General features: G+C 42.0%; 17 protein-coding genes, 1 tRNA gene and 4 pseudogenes. 2 read left to right on the top strand and 20 right to left on the bottom strand.

Annotated elements, in window-relative coordinates:
- Together HMPREF0666_RS08685 and HMPREF0666_RS08680 are read right to left on the bottom strand one after the other, a co-directional pair.
- A partial coding sequence (locus HMPREF0666_RS08685) for a helix-turn-helix domain-containing protein (protein ID WP_009012033.1) occupies positions 1-268 on the bottom strand: 268 nt, incomplete at its 3' end.
- 420 nt (positions 269-688) lie between these two features.
- Positions 689-932, bottom strand: a pseudogene (locus tag HMPREF0666_RS08680) (helix-turn-helix domain-containing protein).
- A gap of 57 nt (positions 933-989) precedes the next feature.
- On the opposite strand from HMPREF0666_RS08680, the gene HMPREF0666_RS18455 reads away from it, so the two are divergent.
- Positions 990-1,112, top strand: coding sequence for a hypothetical protein (locus HMPREF0666_RS18455; protein WP_255346424.1), 123 nt, complete (start codon positions 990-992; stop codon positions 1,110-1,112).
- 468 nt (positions 1,113-1,580) lie between these two features.
- Positions 1,581-3,623 carry a hypothetical protein gene (locus HMPREF0666_RS08675; RefSeq protein WP_009012032.1) on the top strand — a complete coding sequence of 681 codons (2,043 nt, stop codon included), beginning with the start codon at positions 1,581-1,583 and terminating at the stop codon, positions 3,621-3,623.
- Between the two features lie 347 nt (positions 3,624-3,970).
- Here the strand turns inward: HMPREF0666_RS08675 and HMPREF0666_RS08670 are convergent, their stop codons facing one another.
- The 18 genes and pseudogenes from HMPREF0666_RS08670 to HMPREF0666_RS08595 form a co-directional block, all read right to left on the bottom strand.
- Positions 3,971-8,911, bottom strand: coding sequence for a DUF4132 domain-containing protein (locus HMPREF0666_RS08670; RefSeq protein ID WP_009012031.1), 4,941 nt, complete (start codon positions 8,909-8,911; stop codon positions 3,971-3,973).
- Between the two features lie 142 nt (positions 8,912-9,053).
- Positions 9,054-9,458, bottom strand: coding sequence for a hypothetical protein (locus HMPREF0666_RS08665; RefSeq protein ID WP_009012030.1), 405 nt, complete (start codon positions 9,456-9,458; stop codon positions 9,054-9,056).
- Between the two features lie 755 nt (positions 9,459-10,213).
- Positions 10,214-10,287: transfer RNA gene (locus HMPREF0666_RS08660), tRNA-His, on the bottom strand.
- An 89-nt stretch (positions 10,288-10,376) separates the two neighbouring features.
- Entirely contained in the window at positions 10,377-10,760 is a 384-nt protein-coding gene (gene secG / locus HMPREF0666_RS08655; protein WP_009012029.1) for a preprotein translocase subunit SecG, read from the bottom strand.
- Positions 10,761-10,770: 10 nt separating this feature from the next.
- A pseudogene (locus tag HMPREF0666_RS08650) lies at positions 10,771-11,540 on the bottom strand (tetratricopeptide repeat protein).
- 56 nt (positions 11,541-11,596) lie between these two features.
- Complete coding sequence (locus HMPREF0666_RS08645; RefSeq protein WP_009012027.1) at positions 11,597-12,133, bottom strand: LptE family protein; 537 nt, start codon at positions 12,131-12,133, stop codon at positions 11,597-11,599.
- A gap of 40 nt (positions 12,134-12,173) precedes the next feature.
- A complete protein-coding gene (locus HMPREF0666_RS08640; RefSeq protein WP_009012026.1) occupies positions 12,174-13,415 on the bottom strand; it encodes a sigma-54-dependent Fis family transcriptional regulator in 1,242 nt (413 codons plus the stop codon).
- 233 nt (positions 13,416-13,648) lie between these two features.
- Positions 13,649-14,650, bottom strand: coding sequence for a lysylphosphatidylglycerol synthase transmembrane domain-containing protein (locus HMPREF0666_RS08635; RefSeq protein ID WP_009012025.1), 1,002 nt, complete (start codon positions 14,648-14,650; stop codon positions 13,649-13,651).
- Positions 14,651-14,691: 41 nt separating this feature from the next.
- A complete protein-coding gene (locus HMPREF0666_RS08630; RefSeq protein WP_009012024.1) occupies positions 14,692-15,828 on the bottom strand; it encodes a PdxA family protein in 1,137 nt (378 codons plus the stop codon).
- Between the two features lie 42 nt (positions 15,829-15,870).
- On the bottom strand, positions 15,871-16,929 hold the full coding sequence (rlmN, locus tag HMPREF0666_RS08625; RefSeq protein ID WP_009012023.1) for a 23S rRNA (adenine(2503)-C(2))-methyltransferase RlmN: 1,059 nt from the start codon (positions 16,927-16,929) through the stop codon (positions 15,871-15,873).
- Between the two features lie 923 nt (positions 16,930-17,852).
- Positions 17,853-19,241, bottom strand: a complete 1,389-nt coding sequence (locus HMPREF0666_RS08620; RefSeq protein WP_009012022.1) for a hypothetical protein — start codon at positions 19,239-19,241, stop codon at positions 17,853-17,855.
- A gap of 601 nt (positions 19,242-19,842) precedes the next feature.
- Positions 19,843-20,031, bottom strand: coding sequence for a hypothetical protein (locus HMPREF0666_RS17355; RefSeq protein WP_146156746.1), 189 nt, complete (start codon positions 20,029-20,031; stop codon positions 19,843-19,845).
- Positions 20,006-20,188 (bottom strand): SMI1/KNR4 family protein, encoded by a 183-nt coding sequence (locus tag HMPREF0666_RS16615; RefSeq protein ID WP_009012021.1) that lies wholly within the window; start codon positions 20,186-20,188, stop codon positions 20,006-20,008. The genes HMPREF0666_RS17355 and HMPREF0666_RS16615 overlap by 26 nt, the downstream gene beginning before the upstream one ends.
- Positions 20,160-20,444: an SMI1/KNR4 family protein gene (locus tag HMPREF0666_RS16120; RefSeq protein WP_009012020.1), complete on the bottom strand. Its 285-nt coding sequence runs from the start codon at positions 20,442-20,444 to the stop codon at positions 20,160-20,162. Before HMPREF0666_RS16120 ends, HMPREF0666_RS16615 begins: the two co-directional genes overlap by 29 nt.
- A gap of 12 nt (positions 20,445-20,456) precedes the next feature.
- Positions 20,457-23,714 carry an RHS repeat-associated core domain-containing protein gene (locus tag HMPREF0666_RS08610; RefSeq protein WP_009012019.1) on the bottom strand — a complete coding sequence of 1,086 codons (3,258 nt, stop codon included), beginning with the start codon at positions 23,712-23,714 and terminating at the stop codon, positions 20,457-20,459.
- A gap of 48 nt (positions 23,715-23,762) precedes the next feature.
- A pseudogene (locus tag HMPREF0666_RS08605) lies at positions 23,763-24,146 on the bottom strand (phage baseplate assembly protein V); the annotation flags it as partial.
- 51 nt (positions 24,147-24,197) lie between these two features.
- Positions 24,198-24,542 (bottom strand): DUF4280 domain-containing protein, encoded by a 345-nt coding sequence (locus HMPREF0666_RS08600; protein ID WP_009012017.1) that lies wholly within the window; start codon positions 24,540-24,542, stop codon positions 24,198-24,200.
- Between the two features lies 1 nt (position 24,543).
- Positions 24,544-24,854: pseudogene (locus tag HMPREF0666_RS08595) on the bottom strand (hypothetical protein); the annotation flags it as partial.

Raw genomic sequence — 24,854 nt, 5'->3', positions numbered from 1 at the left:
ATTGCTCAGTAATAAGAAGGCGCTTCGCCTCTTCCATGACATCCTTGTCGACTGAACGATTGCCTGGCTTTCTGCGCCTTGTTTGTACTGCATTTGCTTGGGCAGTTTCCCAATTATAGTGTCTTCGGACTCCGCTATTACGTCTTATTTCACGAGACACTGTACTTGCACTTACATTTATCGCCTTGGCAATATCTTTTTGTTTCGTTCTATTTTGGAGTAGCACAGAAATTGTGTACCTTTGCTCCGAGGTTAATTGTTTGTACATTGCAATGCAAAATTAATTAATCTTTGGGAGACAGAGGTCTCCCTTTCTTATTTTTATGCATTGCTTGTTGATTTTCTTCTCATGGGGGCTTCTCGCCCCCAAACCCCTCGGTGTTTTCAGGTATAGATTATTAAGCTACACCAGCACTTGGGATTGCAGTTCTATGTTGAACTTGCGGGACTAATTGAGCTTTGGGCATATTCATAGTTGTTCGTTTTGACATGTATGTGTCCGTATGTTCCATCTATAGAATTTTCCTCATGATTTCTTGAGAGGTTGGTGTTTATCTGCAAATTTTCGTATAGTTTTCTACGTTTCATGCATGGCAAACGGCAAAAACATGAAAAAACATCCGTCACGTATTTCTCATAAAACACATGATGGATGCAATTCCTATATGATAAAAGAGTTTTCTCTTGTCTATGCGCTATAATTCTCTTCCAGCAGCCTCTCCAAATCTAAAGCCTTATAGAGTATCTTTCCTGCGAACTGTGCATAGGGAATAATCCTCTTGTTTCGATAGTCCTGCAGGGGATGGGGCTGATATACAGCCTTTCGCATACTTCTTTACTTGTGAGGAAGTGCTCACCGCCAAAGAGCGGCTTGTGTGTCTGTGTACTTCCTTAATTCTCTTGCTTATTCCGCTGATAGCGGACAACACCACCTACATATTGTCAGCCTCCATGTTTAAGTCTCTTACCTGTTCCATAATCTTCCTACTTTGGTTCATCTTTGTAAGTCAAACACAGAACCTATTATTCGTGTTTACAGCGAGGCTAACACCATGGAGGCTGCTGATGCGTTAGGTAAAAAACTGATGCAGGTGGTTTACGATATGCAGTAAAATAACCTTATCATATAAAAGAAAAGGATGCTTTTGAGGTTTCTTTAAAGCATCCTTTTTTCATTGATAGCCGTTTTATGTAATATTTTATCACCGTCTTATATCTGTCTTTCTGTTGACTTATAAGGTGTAGGAGAATTTTGTTTTAGCCTCTGTATATGCCCTTTTAATTTTATGTTAAGGTGCGGCATGAAATACGTTTACTATCAGCAGATCCCATGCGAAGCTATAGCAGGTAGGGGAAATATACAGCTTTGCAATGAGGAGATGATATCTGTATTTCGTAAATACTATTCATTCTCAGTCTATTGTAGAATATAATTAGAGCAAAAAATATTACTTCTCAATATCATTTGTCAACTTTTCACTTGTTTTTCTCCTATTTATTTCCTTACTTTGTAGCGATAGTTATAAAGCCTAAAGTATAATGTCATATATGCTTGTATATGACTGAAAAATAGCAGTAAGATGGATAGAAGGAAAATAATTTGTGTGATTTTCGGTGTGATGACACTTCCTGCTGTAGCACAGACTGATTCTGTATCAAAGAATGTTCAGCTGAAGGAGGTGGTCGTTGCAGGTGATGTGACGAAACGAGAGGTGGACCATATCGACTGTATTCCTACTCCGAAACAGCGGAAGCATGCTCATTCTGGATTTGAGCTTATAAAGAATATGATGTTGGCTGGTGTCAATGTGGATACAGAGAATGGTGTTATAACAACGCCAGCAGGTACGGCAACGCTGTATATCAACGGTAGGAAGGCCTCTGTGAGGGAGATAACATCGTTACGTCCAAAGGATGTCCTGCGTGTAGAATATTATGATATGCCTACGGGAAAGTATGCAAACGACAAGGCTGTGATGAACTATATTGTTAAGACTTATACTTCGGGTGGTTATACGCAAGTGGATGCTTTGCAAGGAGTAGGTTATCTGAAGGGTGGTTACAACCTTACCTCAAAGTATAGTCTTGGGCATTATAATGTTAATCTATGGGCAGGTAGCAGTGTACAGAACCCTAAGGTTTACGGTGAAACTACGACAGATTATCTGTTGGATAACCCTATTCATAAACAAGAGGCAGCGTATGATACTGATATGAAGAGTATCGGTCGTTACGTTAATGCCAGTCTTAGTCGGAGGACGGAGCGTACAACGTGGATGATTAGAAGCGGTGTTGAAGTCAGTACAAGGCGTGATGATGTCTTGAATGGTAGTTTGGAATATACGGGTTATACCGTTCCTTTGTCGTTTACAAATAATGTTCTTGAGCATGATAAGACTGTAAAACCCACTCTTTCCCTATACTTTAATCGTAATTTCAAGGGTGAAAAGAGTCTTGAATGTTCGTTGGATGGTTATTATGCACGTAATACTTATAAGCGTAATAGCCTCGAAGACAGGGTTTTCTTGAGTGATGTGAAAGAAGATTATACGTATCTAAACTTTAATTCAAGCTATGTGATGCCTCTTCCCAAGGGACATAATCTAACGTTTAGTCTGATTGAATTCTTGAAGATAAGTCAAGATGAGTATAGAGGTAGTTCTCCGAGTCTGCAGCATCTGAGGTCTTCTGAATCCTTGTTCTTTGTTGATTATGCGAAGCGGTGGGGGAGAAAAGTAATGTTGGTGGCTCGTCCTGGTGTGTCTTACCTTGCTTACAAGTTGCGTGGAGAGCAGGAGGTGACACATCTGGCACCACGTTTTTACTCAATGTTTTCGTGGAGTCCAAATCAGCATCAGGCTGTACAACTGTTCTTTGCCTTAGGGAATACGTTCCCAACACTGAACACCGTGAATGCAGCAGAGCAGCAGATAGATCGTGTCTTGGTACGTCGTGGTAACCCAACGATGGCCAACTCCACGCTGCTTGGTCCTGCTTTGACTTATTCACTCACCTTTAAGAAGTGGTCTGCTTTACTCTCTGCCAACTATGAATATATGAGTAATGCTATTGCCGATGTTTTTCTAAAAGATAATAACAGACTGATTAATACCTATTCGAGCGATACACGCTATCATCAATACCAACTGTTACTTTCTGCTACATGGAAACCTATGAGTGATTTCAATGTGAAATGGGAGGGTGGATATGATTATTACCGTGTAAGCGGAGCTGCCGACGAACGTTTAGGATGCTGTTATGCACGTATGGAAGCCCATTATTACTTGGGCGATTTCTCGCTCTCTGCTTCTGCACAGACGGCTCGCAAAGATTTGATGGGTTGTCAGGAACGTGTACACCTACCATTCCTCTATGACTTGTCAGCAGAGTGGAGTCACGGAAATCTGTCAGTAGTCGTTACTGCACGAAATCTTTTTATACAAGGAAATGAGCGTACACGAAGTTTATTAGCCTCTAACTACCAGTGTTATGGGCGTGATGTTAGCGAACGGGATAATTCTTTTGCTTCTGTAAAAGTAGCCTATTCTCTTGATTATGGTAAGAAGGTTAACCATTCTCCTAAGTATGAGTCGAAGGCTGCGGAGAGTTCTATCTTGAGGTGAAAAGTGGGTTTTACGTAGCTTGAATGTCTGTCGCTACACTGTTCAGAGGAATTAATAAGATTATGAAAAACCATTACATAGAGTCGAGCAAAACATCTTTAATGACGGAGTATAATCTCCCTTAAAAGTAAGTTTGTAACATGCAATAAATCAGTAGATTACAAACAGTGTTGAAGAAGACGCCCTTCTTGCTCCAAGAAGGGCGTCTTCTTAACCCTTGAAGGGCATGTTCTTGAACGTAGAAGGGCCTCTTTTAGGCTCATCCTCGGCCCCTTCTCAAATTGAGAGGAGAGGGATGATTAAAATATCCTTACAATCTTCAGCGTCATTCGGAAGAGTTGTCAATGTTATTCCCGTTTAATCCATTTCAAAATTGTTGGGTCTTTTAACTTATTATCTTCTGCAAGTAGTACCATCTTGGAAACAATCTCCACGGTCTTTGGATCTTCATCCATAAAGGGGAGATAGAGTTTCCCACGGTGCTGACCATGTACGGGGATGATAGGAATCTCTACACCACCAACCTGTCGCACATTGCCCGAACCGAGGTGGATAGTATAGTCAGCAAGTGTGCCTTTGACGTGGATGAAGTTGTCAGAAACCGTTACATTGTTGAATTTCATCAGCTCGGCAGTACACTTGATAATGGCTGCGCGGAGTTCTTTCGTTGAGTTTCCTGTCTCTGGGTCGACGCCACCAACGAAGGCTATGCTGACTGTCATATCCACATCACGCATCACCTCGCTATAGAGAATAGGATCGATTTCAGCAATCTTCAGTTGTTTGTATGAACGTGTAGATGAGAAGCTTACATACTCAATGGCTGGGGCCTCCACATCGGCAGGAGTGAACCAGTTGGCTTTTGCATAGAGTTCAACCGAGATACCTTGGCGATAGAACACCTTGCGAAGGCCTCCTTCGTAGTCAGCACTCCATCCACGGCTACGCAATGCGGCTGCGGCTTGCTTCACTTGAATCTGGTATCCGCTGTAACGGAGCGACTCACTCTGTTCTGCTTCGGCAGGTGTAGGGATGTAGATCTCACGGAATATCTGTTTGAAAGGTTGTACTATCTTCTTGTTGAAGACGGTGTGTTGCCAGGCTGACCATGTACCGTCGGCATAGAGTTGTTGTGCGTGGGCAATGGTGATAGGCTCGTTAGCTTTCACTTGACGTACACCATCGAGGGTCTCCAAACCTTTGTCAGTAAGGAAGCCTGTGGTCGTCCCTTGTCGAAGGAGCAGTAGTCGGAACATCGGACTGACAATAGGATTTTGCGCAATCACCTCCACATCCTGTGGACGTAATGGTGTCTGCCGTATCATCATGTCCTCCAGCATCGTTCGAGCACGCTTTCTCTGCTTCGTCCATTCCCTGCCCATATCGGCAATACTGAGGTAGTCGGGATGCTTCTTAATCTTTGTCGGTACTGTTTTCAATACCTTCTCGCCTTGTTGGATGATGAGTTTATTGGTGCCATCCTCGGCTAACTGCAGTCTCAGTGTGTATCCTTCCACATTGATTCCCTGCAAATAAGCAGCATTATCAGTCACCTGCTGACTCTCCATACGCCATGTTAGCTGCATTGGGTCAGCATAGCCTGCACCACGTGAGAGGTTCAGTAGGGCAATCTCACATACCCGTTTCTCTGACGCCTGACGCTGTGCACCATACTGCTTCGACTCTTTCAAAAAGGCTTGTATAAGCTGGTAGCGGCGTTGCAATGCTTTGTCGCTCTTGTCTGGGAGTAGTCCCAATGAACAAACTGCATCCTTGTTGCGCTTGGAATGTATCTGTTCTGTGATGGTTTCTTCGTCTATCTTGCCGAGAGCCGTGTCTGCAAAGCGACGTGCGCGACTGTGATAGTTACTGCTTCCGATGTATCGTGCTGCCTTGTAGAACAGTTCGAAACGCTTTTCTCCAACCACGGTGTAAGCCTCGTGGAAGAGCTTTTCGTCAAATGCACCATCGGCAAGATCGGCTGGGTCGAGGTCGGTGAAGAGTGCCGTAGCTGCCCGCTTCTCGTCTGCGCCCATCTCCTTTGTATGCGCAATGAAATAGTAGTAGGCAAGGTCGAAACCCTCCCAATTGAGATGTGCTTTGATAAGTGGAACCCATTGCGGTGCAAAATAGGCTAATTCTAAGAGTCTGTCGTCCTTGATAGGCTTGAGTATCTCGGACTTATCAGTGGTGAGCGGGAAGGTAAGTTCGATGATATCGGTCAGTACTACACGCTTCTCTGTGCCATAGCTGCTTGCCATCAGGTGATCTTTGCCCAATGCCTTCATTGCTGTAACCATGTATTCAGCGCCCTGCAGCACCATTGCGTTCCCCGCACGGGTGATGATGTAGGAGGCTGTCGTTGGTGCATTAAGGCGCGTCATCTCAATCTTAAAGAGGTGTTGAGCTATCTTGTTGATGACTCTCTGCAAATTCTCGTAAGTCTCTTTGCCGTATCGAGCATCAAATATCTTCTCGTCCTCATATTGTAAAGAGAGTCGGTGACCTCGTGTGTTATAGATGTACTTCCCTGCTTCCTGTAGCTGTTTGCCTTCATCCTGCAGCAGTAGTTCCATAAAGGCATCGTCGGATAGATGTCCTTGAAGGTTGTAACGGGATAGTAAGAGTGCATCTATGCTATAGTCAGAGTAATATGTTGATTTGTTAGTTCGGGCCAATGGTGCATACTTCTCATACATCGCCATTGTCATCTCAGCAAAGAGCTTGAACTCTTCTTCGGTTCTCCAACTACTTTCGGCATACCTCATCGCAATTGAGAAGAAATGGCTGTTGAATATATATCCCTCTTTCTCTGAATCGTAAGAAGAAATTCTTATATACTTGTTAGTCGGACAATAGAAGTATATCAGTGCAAGTGTCATGTAGGCTTGACGGAATAGTAGGGACGGATTTCTCCTGTTTAAGTCGGCAAGTAAGGTCGCTATGATAAGTTTGAAATGGTAGTCATACTTCCAGCTTTCAACGTTCTTTAGACCCTTGAAGGGATAGTTGTCTGCGTTAAGGTCTACGATTTCTGTATGATAGTTGCCTTCAAACACAATAAGCATCAGATAGATACCTAATAAATCTTCGTCTTTGAGAGGATGGGCGGCCAGAAAACCTTTCCATAGTTCGGGGTAGGGAAGGGTGTCAAGGGTTTGCTCATCAGACGTAAAAGAGAGATAGCTATCTCCAAGTATTTGTGTACCTCCCCAGCGACTCTTATACTCCTTGTCGGCATTCTCTACTATAATCTTTTCCAGTTCGGTGTAGAGCTTGCGTAGTTCGTCAATGGTGTAGGTAAAGACAGAGCTTGCATCTGCATGGCTCTTACCGGTAATCTTATTGAATACCTTACCAAGGAACGACTGCGAATCGTTCTTTGTCTGGAAAGGATCGGATAGCTTAATGGTTGGTATCTCCCCCGTCTTGTACAGACCGTAACCACCTTCAGGGCCAGGATAGGACGTTGGTGTGGTAGTGCTTGTCTCTTCACTTGTAGGAGCAAAGTCCTTTGCAAGCTGTTTGTTGCCCTCCCTAAGTTCGGTCAAAGCGGCTGAGATATAGTCTCCATTAGTGGTCTGCAAGCGTTCGTAAGATGCTTTCAGCAGCGAGTAAGGTAAGGTGAGAAGGATGCGGACAGCCTTATTACGTGTGTCAGAGACCTTGGATTTCAGTTTCTTCTCTATCTCCTTGATATCCGTGGTGGTAAAGTCTTCCTTGGGGAAGAAGGTCAAGAGAAATTCAAAACCCTCCTTCTCGTAGCTAAAGATATTCTTTGCAAGGTACTGGCGACGTGCTTCAGGACTGCCTAAAGGGTAATAGTCCTGCATAAAAGCTCGTAGTGGCTCTTTGCGTTCATCGTCTTGACCATATCTATAATATCTGGTAAAGGATACACTCCAGTTAGGAATCTTCTCAAGAAGGATGTGGTCAATGGTCTCTTGCGTCTTCAGTTGGCAAGCAAACACCCACAAAGCATTGATGAAGGTCTCGCGTGTAAGACGGATTCTGAACCATTCAAAGCCTTTGAAGGTGAAGTCTGTGTTATTCTTAACCTCCTTCTCCCATTTCGCAATCTCATCAAAAAGCTGTTGAAAAAGTTCACGTTGTTTTCCCGAGACACGGTCAACCTTTCCATATTCATACTTTTCCTCCCTGGCTGTACAACTTAATTGTTGTATGAAGAAAGCCTTTGTGAAAGGATCATCCAGATGCTTCACAAAGAACTCGAGGTGGTCAGTAACTTTGAAATGACTTGAACGGTCAAGATAGTAGATGGCTGCAATACGATTTTGGAGTGGGGCTTCATTGTTGATTAACTGTATAGCATCATGTTGTGCAACATTGAAGTCTTCAGCGCCAGCGGTATATAAAGCAACGTAAACGAGTAGTGCATTCGGCCCCATATAGGCTTTTGCTCGTTCCTCAGGGTGGCCTAGGAACAGGCAAATACCTTCAAAGATGGTCTTTATATCTTTGTCGGTAACAGTCTCGTAGCCTATTCCTACCCACGTCTGCACAGACCGTCTAACGGAGCTATAACGTAGGAGTCCTTCTTCAGCAATGACATCCAGCATTCGTTTGTAGAATGATAGGCTGTATTCATTACCACATTCTACGATACTTTGGCGCAGACCTTCCTGTAGTTTTGCAGCCCTCAGCACGTTGAGCAGGAGCATGTGCAACTCCTCATTGTTATTAGACTCTATGGCTGTGATGAGGCTTTTTGTGAGGATTCCGATGTTGTTCTCACTGGTCAACACCTCTTTTGTAGCTTCGATAGTTTCTGGCTTACCTTGTTGGATGGCAGCAGTAAGAACCGGAGTGAACGAGAAGAAATAGTTTGTAACATCTGGGTACTGTCCACGGATGAGCTCGTCAATAGTGAGACCATAGGCAGCTGTGGCAAAGAAAGTTCGCATTATGTCTGATATGTCAGATGCTATCTCCATTAAGTCGAGGTCGCCCCTTACGTCTATGCGATAGATTCCTTTCGTATGGGAGAGGTCTTTGAGCTGTCTCAGATGCGTTTCTAAGAGTTCGGAAAAGTCTTTGGGGAGAATGTGAGGGAGGTTTGCTCCTGAGGAAAGGAGTTCTTCTATTGTTTGAAAAGAGGAATTTTCCCCAGTGACAGGATTATAAAAAATATTCAGATAGTTGCCGAATTGATAGTTATCCTCCCTGCAGCGTTTTACAAGTTTCTCCTCCCATATATTGCATTTAGATAGGTTGATGTTTTCAATATATTGTTTACAGTGTTCCTGTAGTTCTTGCTTTGTTTTCATATCTTATTCTTTTTAGTAGGTTCTTAGATGATAAATCCTTCATAGTCAAAGCGGTATTGCTGACTGAAAGGGTTTATGAAACGATGGTAAATGGTAGAAACTAAGCGTTTGCCCTTGTAGGCAGAACTTCTAAGAGGTTGTCTTAGAAATAAAGTCCTGTGAGCATGGTGAGTCTGATAATAACGATTTCTGCTCCTTGACAGAGCTTGATGGGAGCGTCCCATGTTGTTATTTCTTCACCATTGATGAATACTCTAAAGAGACTATCGTCGTATGCCTGCCGTGTTCGTTGTATTGCTTTTTCCAGCGTGTCATGGTTTTCACCATAGTTCTCAGCAAAGCGGATGCGTCCTTCTTCTGCCTGTTCGGCTATCTCACTGTCGGATAAAGCATGGTTCTCTTTCGGAGTCTGGGCTTCTGTCAGACCTTGTCGGGTCAAGGTGTAGAGTAGGGCTTCGAGCGTATTGACGGTATCATCAATCTCTATAGGGTGCCTGCCTAATTCCTTTCTACTCCCCAATTTCTTTTTTACAATGTGTACTTCCATTTTGTTTAGGTGTTTCTTTCCCTTTGCAAATATAGGAAATAATTAGTAAACAAATGAATATTATCCCATTTGTTTGTATTCAGTGGGAGTAAGAATGTGATAATAGAGTATGGGCTCGAGCGTTGGAAAGTGGGTTTAAGGTTCTCGGCAGTTGTAAGAAAGGGAATTAGCTATATTCAGTAATGATGTGTAGACATCTATTAATAAGAAATACAATGAGAGTATTTCGTGAATAAGTAGTCTTTTAGAAGTTTAGTGTATGATATTTGATAGGGGACTTAGTCTGCCTTACCAGACGCCTTCAATCTATGTGTCCTTCTCTCTTATATCTTTTGGGGTAGTGCCCGTTGTTTCGGAGTGAGAGTGGGGATGCGTTTACTTCTTTGTTTTGAGATGGTTTTAAATTTGCTGTCATTACTGTCATGCGGAGTCGTCATCTAACTAATTAGTTATCAGTATGGTTACATAAAATGTTAAAAATGACAGCAAACTAAAATAAAAAATATTCTTGTAATATGTGTAATAGCTTCTCTTGTTAGCAAGTCTTTATGACGTCAAATACCGAACAAGCTATATTCCCTAAGTGTTTTATAGTTTTATCCATGAGGAGGTAGTTATGAAAGAGAGATTTATTGTTTTATCTAAGTCGGTTATTAAACTACAAAATCACTAATTTTAGTTTTAGTACTGTTGCTTATCACATATATAAAAGAAAAAGCGGAAATCTATTAAAGACTTCCGCTTAATTTAAGAAGGGTGGGTGGTGGGATTCGAACCCACGACATTCAGAACCACAATCTGACGCTCTAACCAACTGAACTACATCCACCATGTTGGCTATTTCTTCTTAGCGAGTGCAAAGGTACGGGTTTTATTTGGAACGACCAAATATTTCCCGTACTTTTTTGTTATTTCTTTTTATTTAGCTGGAGATGCTGGTGCCTGAGCTGGTGCAGCAGGAGCTTGAGCAGCTGGTGCGGCCTGTTTCTGCTGGCTTGCGCCGAAATTAGGCAGGTTATTAGGATTAGTTGTGTTGTCCTGTGTTGCAGCTTTCTCTATTACGCTCTCATCAGTGCTTGCTCTTGGAGCCACGTATGCACTGGCAACACTGATAACTACCATAGCAATAGCTAAACCCCATGTAGTCTTCTCAACGAAATCAGTAGTCTTGCGAACGCCCATGATGGCATTAGAAGATGAGAAGTTTGAAGAAAGACCACCGCCCTTTGACTCTTGAATCAGTACGACACCAATCATCAAAAGTGCTGCAATCACGATAAGGATTACTAATAACGTGTACATTTTTCTTGTCTTATTTTTTATTGTTATTTATTATCAATTTCTCTAAAAACCGTATTTGGTCTGCAAAGTAACGATTTTTTTCGGATATACCAAATTTAATCGCTTAATAATTTCCAATGCTTTGGAATATCGACCTTGTTTTATATATATTCTTGCTAAGGTCTCGGTGAAGTAGCCTGTATCTTCGTTTTCGGCTGCTTCGTTATGATTGTTTTCTTCTGGTTCGTATTCTGTTTCCTCTTGTAAGGTTATCTTACCTCCTTCGTTGAAGATGAAGTCGTCGATTAGTTCTTGTCCTCTAAGCTGCGGGGTGACCTCTTCTTTCTGTTTACTCTCACTTTCCAGTAAATAAGCAACGTAGTCTACTGTTGCATCGGCAGGTGTTGGTTTACGTACACCAGCTGTTTCTTGTTCTCTTTCGGCCTCCTCTGGGATTTGTTCCAGGAAATTGTCTATCAGTGAGGTCGTACGATCCTGTTCCTCTTTGGCTGTCTGTGTAGCAGTAGAAGCTTCTGTTTGCTTTTTTACTTGTTTCTGTTGTGGAATCAACCGATAGTGAGCTTCTTCTACAAGCTTAAATAGTATGTGACGATCAGAGATATAAACAGCAGCACGTCTCAACTCGTCATCGAAGGTCGGGTCGTGGAGTAGGAAGAGATTTTGTAGTAGTAGGATACGTGCTGGTTGGTAATAAGGATAAAGCGCAAGCAGACTTCGGAGATCATATAAGGTCTCCTTGTTCAGATTTTCTGGGTGATTAATCAGATTGGCTATATCCATGTGTTGAAGCGTTTATGAGGGGGAATGGTAAAAATGATAGTGCAAATGAATTGTATTTACCAATTAGCTACGGTTGCATTAAATATTTGGTCAGTAAGATCTTTCACCATCTGTGTGACGAGTTCCTCCTGTACAGAGTTCAGACTACGTACTGTTTCATAGCTTGCTGTGGCTGTGAACTGTCGCTCAAAGTCTTCGCTATGGTTAGTATTGTTTGTGAAACGCACGTTGACGGTGATGGAAAGTTCTGTTTGTGCAGAATATCCTTCGCTTGAAACACTCTTATTACGTTGCTGGTATTGTGTGATTTCACCCTCAATCTTCATATCTCCATTTCGCTTCACTTGTTGTAAACGTGTGTGATTGGCAAAGACATCTTTCAACTGGTTGTTGAACATTGGTCCCATAGGGCCCCATACGTAGGATGAACGGATAGGGAAATCTGAAATCTGGATAGTATGTACCTTACTATAATCAATGCTTGCACCATTGAATTTATAAGATACACTGCACGCTACAAGCAAGAGCAAGCAGATAGCTGTTACACCCCATGTGAGTGGACGAATAGATATTATGTTCTTTCCTATCTTCATTGTCTTTTATGAGAGGATAATTCTTTTACGTAGTTATTGTTTAATCTTTGTCTAACCCGTATTGTCTGATGCGACGATAGAGGGTGCGGTCGCTGATACCTAACTCTAAGGCAGCTTTCTTGCGATTGCCATTGTTGCGTTCTAATGCTTTCTCCACGAGTTGCTTCCCAATATCATTTAGGTTGAGTGTCTCTGGTTCAGAGATCTCTTCAGCTTCAGCATCTTCAACCGGTTCTATCGTACGAGTAGGGGTGATGGGTTGCTTGTTAGCAGTGGCTGGGAGATTTGAGACTGTCTGTGGAGCAGGTTGGAATCCACTTGCCCCATTGAGTTGTCTACTCTCTTCCAACTGTTTACGAACATTGGTAAGGTCGCGACGTAAGTCACTTACATTTCCTCTTAACTCATAGAGTATCTTATAGAGAATCTCACGTTCGCTCTCATAACTATGCGTACCACCACTTTGTATTGGTGCAAGTTGTGTACTATCCTGATCACGAGGGATAAAGTGCAGCAATGTGTCAGCATCAATCTCTCGCTTCTCACTAAGGATTGACATCTGTTCGGTAATGTTCTTTAGTTGACGAACATTGCCTGGCCACTTATATTGTAACAGTATCTGTCGGGCTTCTTCGGTAAGTGTAATCTTTGGAAGATGATACTTCTCGGCCATTTGCATTGCGAAAAGACGGAATAGAAGTAGGATATCTTCGCCACGATCACGGAGTGGTGGCATTTGGATAGGAATTGTATTCAGACGATAGAACAAGTCTTCACGGAACTTTCCTTCGCTGATGGCTTTACGCATGTTTACATTGGTAGCAGCAACAATGCGTACGTCAGTCTTGCGAATTTCCTGTCCTCCGACACGAATATACTCTCCTGTCTCAAGTACACGAAGCAGTCGAGCTTGCGTTGCTATTGGTAGTTCACCAACCTCATCAAGGAAGATTGTGCCTTTATTGGCTATACCGAAATAACCTTCACTCTCACCTATAGCACCAGTGAAAGAACCTTTCTCATGACCGAATAACTCGCTATCAATGGTTCCTTCTGGGATAGAACCACAGTTGATAGCAAAGTATTTCTCACGTCGACGAGGTGAATTGTCGTGTATTACACGTGGGATAATTTCCTTACCAACACCGCTCTCACCGATAATTAGTACTGACAAATCGGTGGGTGCTACCTGTAGAGCAACATCCAATGCACGATTTAGTCCGTCACTATTACCGACAATATTATATCGTTGTTTGGTTTTCTGTAATTCTGTTGTATTCATTTAACTGACAAATTTACCTATTAAATTTGAAAAAACTGCAACTTTGGCAGACTTTAACAACTTTCTTTTTGTCTTTCTTTGCCGCCTCTGATAAAGGATAATTCAAATAGTTTAGAATTATGAACGTCAGTCGTATAACAAGTAGAAAAAAGTTCGCGAATAATTCATAAAGAGTTCGCGAACATCTTGATGATTGTTCGCGAACTTTTTTATAACTGTTTTTATATTGCGGATTACTTGTCTTGTCTTCTATTCAGTTTGATAAGTAGTAAGCCAATAGCTGTCCAAATGAGTTCACGGATACGGACGAGTAGGGCAACGAAAATACCCGCTTCGAGCGTAAGTCCTAAGCCTTTGACAGACATTAGGAAGCCTCCTTCGCGACCACCTAATTGTAGAGGCATGAAAAAGAGCATGTTGGCAAAGAGAGAGGTGAAGGCAAGAATGAGAATACAGTCAAAGTAATTGACTGACGGGAGTAATACTAAAAGGATGAAGAATATCTCTAATGCACTACAAATTCGGCATGAAAACTCAAGTAGAACGACGGTGAAGAAGGTACGAGGGTTCTGGTTGTGTAATGATGCTATCTGTGTGTCAATTCTGTCGAGCTCTTCCTTATGACTGGCAATAAAGGGTTCTGCCCATCTCTTTATAAAAGGTATATGCCGTACAAGGTTCATTCCCCGAACTGCTAAACCTTTCTTATAGCCTGTGAGGAAGAACCAAATAGCAGACACACAAAAGGCAAAGACTGCAGTTAACATCACACCCATCGGAAGGTTGACAGGCTGCGTGAAGATATAAAGAAAGATGGAGACAAGCCAAAACCAAAAATGACTAAAGATGTGGGTCATGGCATAAAGGACGACAGAAGAGGTTGCACGTTCAGCTCCAATCTTTGGTGTAAGTTCCATGATACGATAAGGTTCACCACCCATTAGTCCTCCTGGAGTAGCGTAGTTAAGGGCAAAGCCTGACACAGTAACCTTATAAAGCCATAGGAAAGAAACCTTCTTTCGTTCCTCTGCGCCCTGTATCTGACTACGTATAATCGTGTACCAAGCTGCCGTATTAAAGATGTAGAGGAATGCCCAAAGTATAACTACAGCAAGGAACCAATAACCTGCATGCTGTATTTTTTGCCATGCATCAGTAAAGTCAAGGTTGTACACCATAATACAGAGTACAACCAAGCCAAAGATGAAGAAGATGTTCTGAAACTTTTTGTTCATAGGTCTTCTTTATTAATATCAGTAATAGAAAGAGGACACGCTTAGTGTGTCTCTTTCGTGTTACGGCTTTCGCCGTTGTTTAGTGTGCGGTCCTCACGCTTACGTGGAATGGCAAAGCGCACCTTGTCGCTTTCATCTCTTCTTTCCTTGTAAAGCTTTGGAAGAGGATTGCCCATTGGTGCATCGTATTCTGCACGATTGCGGAAGATGTCTATAGCGAGATAGATTGCATGGCGAAAGGGTAGTTCGTCTGCAATCCCCTTACCTGCTAATGCCAGACTATTTGGTATTTCTGCAGCTGTACGAATAAGTGATAATCCCGCTGTATATATGATACCATGGCATGACGAAAGAGTACGGAAAGGAGCAAGTCCTTGTTCGTAATACATTGCTAATATACCATCAAACTGTTCTGCATCGTTGCAGCCAAAGAAGGTGTCAGCAGGGTAGGGGCCGAAAGCTTGTATCCCATTTTCTACCAGTTCGTCTATAGCTGGCAAGATAATCTCTTGTTCTTCAGAGCCCAACAAACCATTGTCGCCGGCTTTGGGGTTCAAACCGAGTATGGCAATGCGTGGACAAGAAAGGCGGAAATCACGACGAAGACTCTTAAAGAGTGCACTTACATTATTAACAATACTTGCTTTTGAGATAGACTCTGCTACTTGGCGTAATGGGAGGTTACGTGTTGCGAGAGCAATACGTAGTCCGTCATTAATCAATACAGATAGTCCTTGCTCCTCTGTGTCCAAATGGTCTTCAATATATCGGCTCTGACCACTAAAGTGGAAATGTTCATTGTTATCGATAGGAGCGGTTACGAGAACATCAAATAGTCCTTGACGATAGTCTTCTAAAGCCTTGTCTACAGCACGCAAACCAGCTACACCAGCTTCCTCAGAAGGTACACCTAATTCAACCTTAATCTCGTCATCGAAGACAGGGAGCAGGTTAAGCCGTCCATTCTGTGCTTCTGATGCATCTTTAATAATAGTGAAGTTTGCTTCAATATTGAGTGCATTGCGATGATAGGTGGCTACTTTAGGCGAACCATAGATGATTGGCGTGCAGAGTTCCAACATCTCTGGTTCAGCAAAGGTCTTAAAGATAAGCTCATAACCAATGCTGTTCGTGTCTCCGTGTGTGATTGCTATACGGATTCTTTTATTCTCGTTCATATAATTATATCTTGTATTGTTTTGTTTTATTCAGTTTCCTTTTTATCTTTTACTTTTCTTTCTTCCTCTTTCCTCATCAATCTTCTTTGCCGTTGAGAGCAGACCACAGGCAGCAAAGATATCCTGTCCACGACTGGCACGGATTGTTGTGAAGATACCATGTTGTGTCAGATAGTTTCTGAATCTCTCCATCCTATGGTCATCAACACCCTGCAATGGAATATTAGGGATAGGATGGAAACGAATAAGATTGATGCGGCAGTCCAATCCTTTGAGTAGATGTACAATCGCCTTAGCATGTTCCTCACTATCATTGAAATCCTTGAAGACAATGTATTCAAACGACAGACGACGTTGATGTGAGAAATCGTAATTGCTGAGTAACTCGATGATACTCTCTATAGACATTCCTTTTTCTGCTGGCATCAACTCCGAACGCTGGTCGTGCAGAGGGGTGTGCATACTGATAGCAACGTGACAGTCACTTTCATCAAGGAACCGTTTGAGTTTTCCTTTGACGCCTACACTGCTCACTGTAATGCGCTTTGGTGACCATCCGTAGCCGAAGTCAGCTGTCATAACCTCTGTGGTACGAAGTACGTTATCAAGATTATCCATTGGTTCGCCCTGCCCCATGAAGACGATATTCGTCAGCTTGTCACGTTCAGGGAGGGAGTAAATCTGATTGAGAATGTCTGTAGCCGAAAGACTACCTTCAAAACCCTGCTTTCCTGTCTGGCAGAAGAGACAGTTCATCTTACACCCCACTTGTGAAGAAACGCAGAGTGTGGCACGGTCTTCATCTGGTATATACACCGTTTCAACAAACTTACCATTGTCAGTTGGGAAGAGATATTTGATGGTTCCGTCCTTAGAATGTTGTGCATCAATAGGTTCCTTACAGCCAATAGCATATTCTGCAGCGAGTTTCTCTCTGTTTGCTTTTGAGATGTTCGTCATCTCATCAATACTTTTCACATGCTGTGTATAGAGCCACTTGGCTATCTGTCCGCCTGTAAAAGCTGGCATTCCGAGCGACTTGGCAACCTCTTTCAGTTCTCCAAGTGTCATTCCCAACAAATACTTCTTTGCACTTTCCATTCTCGTTCTCAATGTTTTGTTGCTGCAAAGATAACGAAAAAATAGCTAATATTCGTGCTTTCCTTTCTTTTTTGAGATACTTCGATAATATGGAGTGATAAAGTCCGCTAAAGTAAGAAGGAATTTATCACGTATTATACAAGAGTTTTTTTATGGTTCTTCCGTTAAATGTGTAGATTGTTAATAGAGTGAGATTAATCCACATACATGGTAAGCTTACCTCCAATAAGATTGTTTTATAAGGGGGAGGTAAACTATATGATAAATGTAATTAGGTGTGATGTCTATCTGTCGTCTATAACCTGCTTATTCCCTTATTAAATCATGTTTGTAAATTGTTTTCGTACAGCTCAAACCCAATACATGCTCTTTTGGCTTCTAAAAGACGCCCTTCTGGGTTGCAAAAGATGCTCTTTAAGACCCTTGCTAACGCCCTTTTGATGTCCAATCAAGCACCTTTTACTTTATACTTGGTAACTAATTGATACCCTGTTGATTGCAAACTTGCTTCATGTGTGTATTTTTGCCGTTAGTTCTAGGTGTTTTCCTTAAAATTATGTAATGATTTTTTAAACCCTTGTCTGCAGATTTTCGAAGTCTTAAAACGGAAGGATTTTCAATGAAAGAGGATGAAAATAGGATAGATAGTTGACTGTCTCAGCTATATTTTTGTTTAATGAGTAACTTTGGCTCTTACATTAAAGCACTACGAAAAGCGTCCACACATTTAACGGAAGAACCTTTTTTATTTTATTTTCCTGTCATTTTTAACATTTATCGTAAACTCTTTATAAATCAAATACTTGTGTGTCTACGTTAGATGACAGAAATGACAGGAAAATTTGTTTTGGTAGAATCGCTTATTAATTACGATCTTTTTGGGCATAAGGTGGCACACTTATTAGGCGTGCCTCCGTCCAGCATTAAATATGACCTTCTAGATAAGACTTTTGATGAGCGAAGATTTTGTAAACATCAGTGCTGAAGAATTCTTCATGTGACTGCTTCTTTTTCTTGGAAATCTTTTTCTTTACATCATCAAAACTCCCACACCACATTTCGTTTACATAGCCTGTATCATACATTGCTTCTATTTTGGGGAGAAGTTCTGAAGCTTGTATATCTATGACGTCAGAGGTGATAATTCCTGCCAACGCACCATCGAAATATTCTTCTTCTGGTAGTTTTTCAGTTGCAAATGTGATAACCTTGTCAAACCACTCAATACATGTCTGCCTCAATTCAGGCTGGTTGAATACTATTTGCAGTATTGTCTCAGCCACATGAGATTTGCCGAAAGAATATGGCAAAGGCTCTTTCATGAAGCTGAGTAGCTTATCAAAGTCATCAGCTGTCATTATCTTGTAGAGAGTCGGAACAATAGTATGATGAGCAGTATCGCCATAATGATAATCATAGAAATCCTCTGACTGTCTTAGACTCTCCAATACGAGGTCCAGACTACTGCTGTTGTTTCCCACTTCTCCTAATAAGATAAGGGAAGAAGCAAGGATTCCATTGATGTCTCCATTTTCAAAATAGGAAGGAATATCGCCATCTTTTGTGATGGTTATGACATAGCGGATAATCTCTTCTAAGTCCGAACGCAGCTCTTCCTTAGGCAGAGCAAGAATCTTGCTTATTAATGGTTTTTCTAACCAATAAGCGTTTTCGGGTTTGCTTAGTTCCTCTACAAGCCATTTATTATGCAGGTTTAAGTTCTCTGCAAGTTGCTGTGATTTGTTGTCGTTTTCTGTTTCCATGTCGCATGTGGGATTTGTTTCATTGTCCGATTTAATGATAGACTCGTCGTCTTCATCGCTCTCTGCAGGTGGAAGATTGTGTCTGAAGCTATTCCCAAACTCGTACTCTATGAGAGGTATATCGTCTGTATCTTCTTCCAGCATATACTTTGTGATCATGAAGCTACTATGTGGTTTTCTTCCTTGTTCTGCGGCATATTCAATAGCACCATATATAATGTTGTGTGCTTCTTCGTAGCTACATTCTTCAAGTTCAGTTGTCTCGCTGAGCATCTCTACAGTATCGATAAAATCGCCTGCATCTACTCTTATTGCATACATAGAATCTTTTAACCCTAAGTAAAAGGTCTCAATGAGATAGCATGCATAACTAATCTTACCGCCTGTATGTTCTCTGGAAACTAAGACATAACCAACTCCAATTTCAAATAGGTTAACGGCGCAGTAGCATTTCCCTATTTTTAGGGATCTGGCTCTCGTTTTCAGGAATTTCTCTGGTGAAAGAAACTGTTGTTGTCCACCTTTCTTTTGCTTTTTCTTCTTTGCCATATTTTTTATATTTGTTTTCTGTCTTTTATAATATCTGGGGTAGCTTACAAGCAGTTCTTTGTTGTTTTAAGTTCTTAATAACAAACGAAAGCTAGTGCTACTTTACTTAATTAGGTGAGCAAAGGTAATAAAGAAAAATAGAACGACAGGATAAACGGCTCATAAAATGTGTTTTTGATGATTGATTTGTGCGAATGACGTGTTGTGAACATGGTATTAAAAGAACAGGATACAATCTTTTCATCAGTTGACACAGCCGCCTTCTCTCTTGCATAGTTGTCGTGTGGAATGGGGCAGGGGATCTTTCTGTAAGTGTAGTAAAGATATGAGGTAAAAGAATAAAATGTAAGAAATATAGACAATGTTATTTCAACTGTGTTACCAGCTAACACAATAAAAAGTTTGTCGGCCGCTTCCAATTATTATAGGTTCTTGAAGTTACATATCCAAAAATTAGGAAGCTCAGAAATACTGTCATATCTTTGCAACATCAAGAAAAACGATGGTTTATATCACCAGTGAATTAAAAGCCATACTTTATATCGAACCCAGCGTGACTTTACCAAGAGAAAGACAGCTTCGGTTTGTCCATCAGCATTCCTCAAGCTCCTAAAGAAATGAAGCCAATGGCACAGTTCAGATGACGCACCCGGACTAAACTTAGTGGGTCGTCCTTATCCATAAATCTGTCTTCAATGTCTTTTCCCTCTTTTATCTTATTGTGATGAACAGTGACGTCTAATCCTCGTGCTTTGAACTTGCGATTACCATTCCACAAAATTCTCTTCAATAAATTCTTCAAAAGAATTTGAAAGCACCTGCTTTTCTTCTGTATCGTAGTCAAATAACACCACTTCCCCATTAGGCATAATAGCAATAGGATTTCCTGAACCATCGTCTGCAATTACAAGACTCTTATTAATCTCTGGAAAAAAGATTAGCTTCATTAAAAAGTTTACGAGCGTTATTTGTTAAATCAATTATAGTTTCATTCCCTATTGATGTTCCATTTACAAAAGCATGAATTGCTAATCCAGCATAAGCACCTCCATAGTTTTGAATAAACTCTTTATAATCTTTATCCATTATAATATTAAGTTCTTTTTCTGCGCTTATGATTTGTTCATTAGTAGCAGCTTTCCCTAACATCGTGGGATTATCTTGAAAAAAAACATTCAATTTATTTATGATTTCTTGTTTCATATCCTTTTTTAATTAATTATAACCAATTATTTTACCTCTCGCTTTTAATTCCGCTTCGGCTTGTTTTTTCCAATATTCTTGCTTCCATTTATTAAATACAGCTCGTTCGTCAGGTGTTAATCCACTTCCTTTTTGCTTCCCAAATGGATGTTGGCCAGGGTTTGTATGTGGTTTATCGTGATGTTTGGCAGGCATAGCTATTAAATCTCCATTAGGATTTTGTTTATAATGATGTAGTACAATTGTATTCCCTTGTTTATCCACACCAGATAATCCAAAACCTTTTCCTTTGAGAGCATTATTATTTGCATGATAGAGTGTATTTAATTGGGTATCGCTCATATGACCCAAATTTGTATATCCACTGATTTTATGAGTCTGTCCGCTACTACTTGTAAATATTATGGGGTTGGAACTCAATCCTAATGGGTCTATCCAACTGTTAGAATCATGAACATAAGCATATACATTTATCCCGCCTACTATAGAAATCGGGTCTTGGCTGATATAATTACCAATCCTCGTATCATAATACCTGAATCTGTTGTAATACAGCCCAGTCTCCTCGTCCTCGTACTGTCCTAACTGGTGGAAAGGAATGAACTGCCTGCAGCCGTGGAGGTTACGGAGATTACCGTAGATGTCATAGTCTGCCTGCCAGACGATATTACCATTATCATCGTATGCCTGGGCGGGACGGCCGATGTAGTCGCTGATGATGCTGTAATGCCTGTCACCAACAATCTTGGCTGTAGGGACATAGCTGTCACTGTCGTAAACCCACGTGATGAGATTCTCAACTGGTTCTGGCCTATCGAGTGTGACCTCGCCAGTCTCGGTAACAATCGTGTTCGGACGGTCAGCCTCGGCATAGTCCCACTCGTGCAGGATGACATCACCATCCCAGAGGTAGCGATACACTCGTCCGTCAAAGACCTTCTCAATGCGTCTGCCTAAAGCGTCATACTTGAAGGTTACAGTTTTGCCGTCCGGCCGTGTTACACTTCTAAGCATACCATTGCCCTGCCACGTATAGGCATAATCACCGCTCTGCCAAGCAAGGAACTTATCCCGTGCCTCCGCATTATGCGATGGTTCCATCCTGCGCATGGTCTTCAGCACAAGATTGCCATGGCTGTCATAATAATACCGCCACTTCTTGTCCTCACGCAACTGTCCACCACGACCATAGATCCTGTCCATTCGGTCGGGACTATCATACACGTTACCCATTGCATTTGGGTTACGCCACTGACGACTTCCGTCACCAAACACTGCCCCTGACAGAGAACCGAAGGCGTCATAATCGTAACGGACACTTCTGCGGTTTATTGTGTCAAACGTTCGTAAAAGACGAAGATTATCACCCCAAGTATATGACTTGTCAAGCAGCGTCCGGCCATTATGACGGACACGCTGATGTGCAGGGCGGCCAATGCTGTCATAGTGCATCGTATTCTCTACACAGCCAGGCATCATACGTGATGTTTCACGCCCGAATCGGTCGTATGCTATATCCGCCTCCCAAGGCTTCTTCCGCCCTGACATGCCAGCTGATATGTGGTTGACAGAGCCTTTTGCATCATATCCGTAGGTAATAATTCCTCCTAATGCACTTACTATATGCGACAGTCGAGAGCGGTCATCATACTTGTGTTCCACTGTACGCCCGTCCTGCGTTTCCTTTATGACCTGCCCCCAAGCATTACGCACGAACTCCGTCACGCTGTCCCTGTTGTACGCTTTGGTGAGCCGTCCTACCTTATCGTACTCCCAAGCCTCCCAGCTACCATCGGTGTACTTGTTATAGGTAAGTCGCCCAGCCAGGTCATGCTGATGGTGCACAGTCGTACCATCAGGCAGCTGTGTCGTGATCACCGTGCCGTCAAGGTCACGGATATAGTGGCGTTCCGCTCCGTCGAATCCCCTCTCACAGATTATCTCGCCATTAAGGTCACGTTCAAAGAAATAGCGTTCACCATGTTCGTTCTCAACAAACTTCAGTTGATCATAGAAATCATACTCATAGCTCAGCGCACTGACCATGCGCATACTACTCGTCCGACGTGTCTGACGGCGCAGGTTACCCATAGGAGTGTACTCCATAGTCCACACTTCATTGCCACTGGTAACTTCAACAGGCAGGTCGTAGGCATCGTAGGAGATGCGCATCACGCTCTGCCCAGGAGTTGCGTAGCGAGTAACACGGCCAAGTCGGTCACGCTGCCACTCTGTACTGTTTCCATCAGCATGCCTGTGCTTCAGTGGACGGCCATAGTCATCGTAAGCGAATGTTTCACAAACGCCATGCCCATCTGTAATATTTGAGATTAATCCTAAAGTGTCATATTGTAGAACAGCACGTAGTTCTTCACCATACTCAATAGCAGAAGGCTGCTGCTTATCCTTCTCGTATGTATAAGTAACAACAGTACCATCCGCTTCCTTATGTTTCAGCAACAATGCTGTCTCTGCATCATAGACCCATTCTTCTCTATTACCGGCTGCATCTGTACGTGCTATCACACGATTATGGTCATCATACTCATAAACAGTCTCAGCTCCGTCTGCAGCCGTCAATCTTATAAGGTTACCACGGTCATCATAATCATATCCTACGACCTTACCCTCCGGTGTACCCACCAATGTTCGCTCATGCCAAGAATTATAACCATACCAGGTCTCACCACCCATGGCATCCACCTTTTTATATACAAGGTTGTTTTCGTCATAATAATACTGCTCCGTAGCTCCTGTAGCAGAGTATCTTACTTCGTTATATCCGTCATGGTAAGATATATATCCTTCCTGTATACCACCTTCACCAGTAGTATGGATAACACGTCCTTCAGTGTCATACTCCCATGTATACGTCATATTGTTGCGGTTACGACGTAAAACCACTCTATTGGCACCATCATATTCAAACTCAATACTCTTACCAAATCGATCACGTACACGTATAAGATTACTCTTTTCATCATAGTCGTATGCCACCAATTGGTCTATGACATCGCCATGTTTATACATTGCTGAGCGGATAAGACCTCGTTCCTCGTCCTGTCCAAAGATAATGAGACGCCCAAGGTGATCTTTTATAGTAGAAAGTAAGTGCTTACGCCCACTATAATCTAACAATAGGAAACCACCTCCCACATAGTCTATCCTTTCAGCAAGATATATTGTACCGTACTCCTTGTCAGAGAAGGCACGATAGGTGCGAATTTCTGTCCTCACAACCCACTTGGACTTGCCTGTTGAATCCGCCAATAGCTTATAAACATTAAAAAGCCATATCTACGCATTTAACGGAAGAACCTCTTTTATTTCAAGTGACCTATTATCATCATTTAGAATAACAGAAATACCACTACGTGTCTTAAGGCTTTTAATACTATTATTAGAACCTCCACCGTTACCTGTTGTTCCATTAAACAGGCTACCCATGACGTAGGGACGGGCGGGAGCACCATGACGGAAGCCGAGGAGGACTTGGTCGCCTACCTCTGGGATGAAAACAAAGCCACGGTTGCTCTTTACGTCTTTGCTGCCACCGCCATCTGGTGTCATCACGCGTACCCAACTTGTTCGCATGTTGTCGGTCTGCCAATTCATGCGCACCTGTACACGACCCGCTCCATGTGGGTCGGCATTGCTGAGTACCGTTGCCATCTGTGTTTCAGCCAGAGGCATACGCAGTCTATCGGTATAAAGACATCTACAAAGCATCATAAAGGTAGAGCATGAGTACTTTTATTCACTTTCAACAAAAGTATTACTTCCTGTGTCTACGAACGATATTCTTCCTCCTTTAGCACACATACAGAATGACTGCTCCGTCAGCTTTTTCATCCCATTGATACTGTCTTTCTGTGTTGTTTGCTGCCAGCCTTGTGGTTGGGGAGTACAAGGAGGATTCGGAGAACTACATTTGCAAACTCCAAAACTTGGAATATTATTTAAACCACTTTTATCCTCCTCCGTAGCTACCAATGCTCCCGAAATACTTCGGAAACTTTGACTAAGAACCATCAACTTAGCTTGCCAAGTTCCTAAAGTGCAACACATAATAGCTCCATCAGTTACAATTTTTACCATTCTACTTTATTATAGGATTTGTACCTTTCTTTATAATTTCTCCTGTATTGGCATTTATTTTAATAGAAACTATATTTGATCCTACCTTGTAATGAATAATCCATACTGGTATATTGGTTTTATCACTTACATATCGCCTTATAGAAACATTCTTATCGAATAAATCCAGCTTTAACTCTTCCTTTACAAACTTCTCCACTTTTTCCCATGGATAGTTTTTATAAGGGGCATCTTGGTCGTATTCATCTATTAAATAACCATTCTCATCATACTCTTTCCAGATGCCCGCATTAAATCTATTATAATAATATT

Source organism: Prevotella sp. C561 (assembly GCF_000224595.1).
Classification (GTDB): Bacteria; Bacteroidota; Bacteroidia; order Bacteroidales; family Bacteroidaceae; genus Prevotella; species Prevotella jejuni.
The sequence above is the reverse complement of the archived record's forward strand: the minus strand, read 5'-3'. Positions and strand labels throughout refer to the sequence as shown.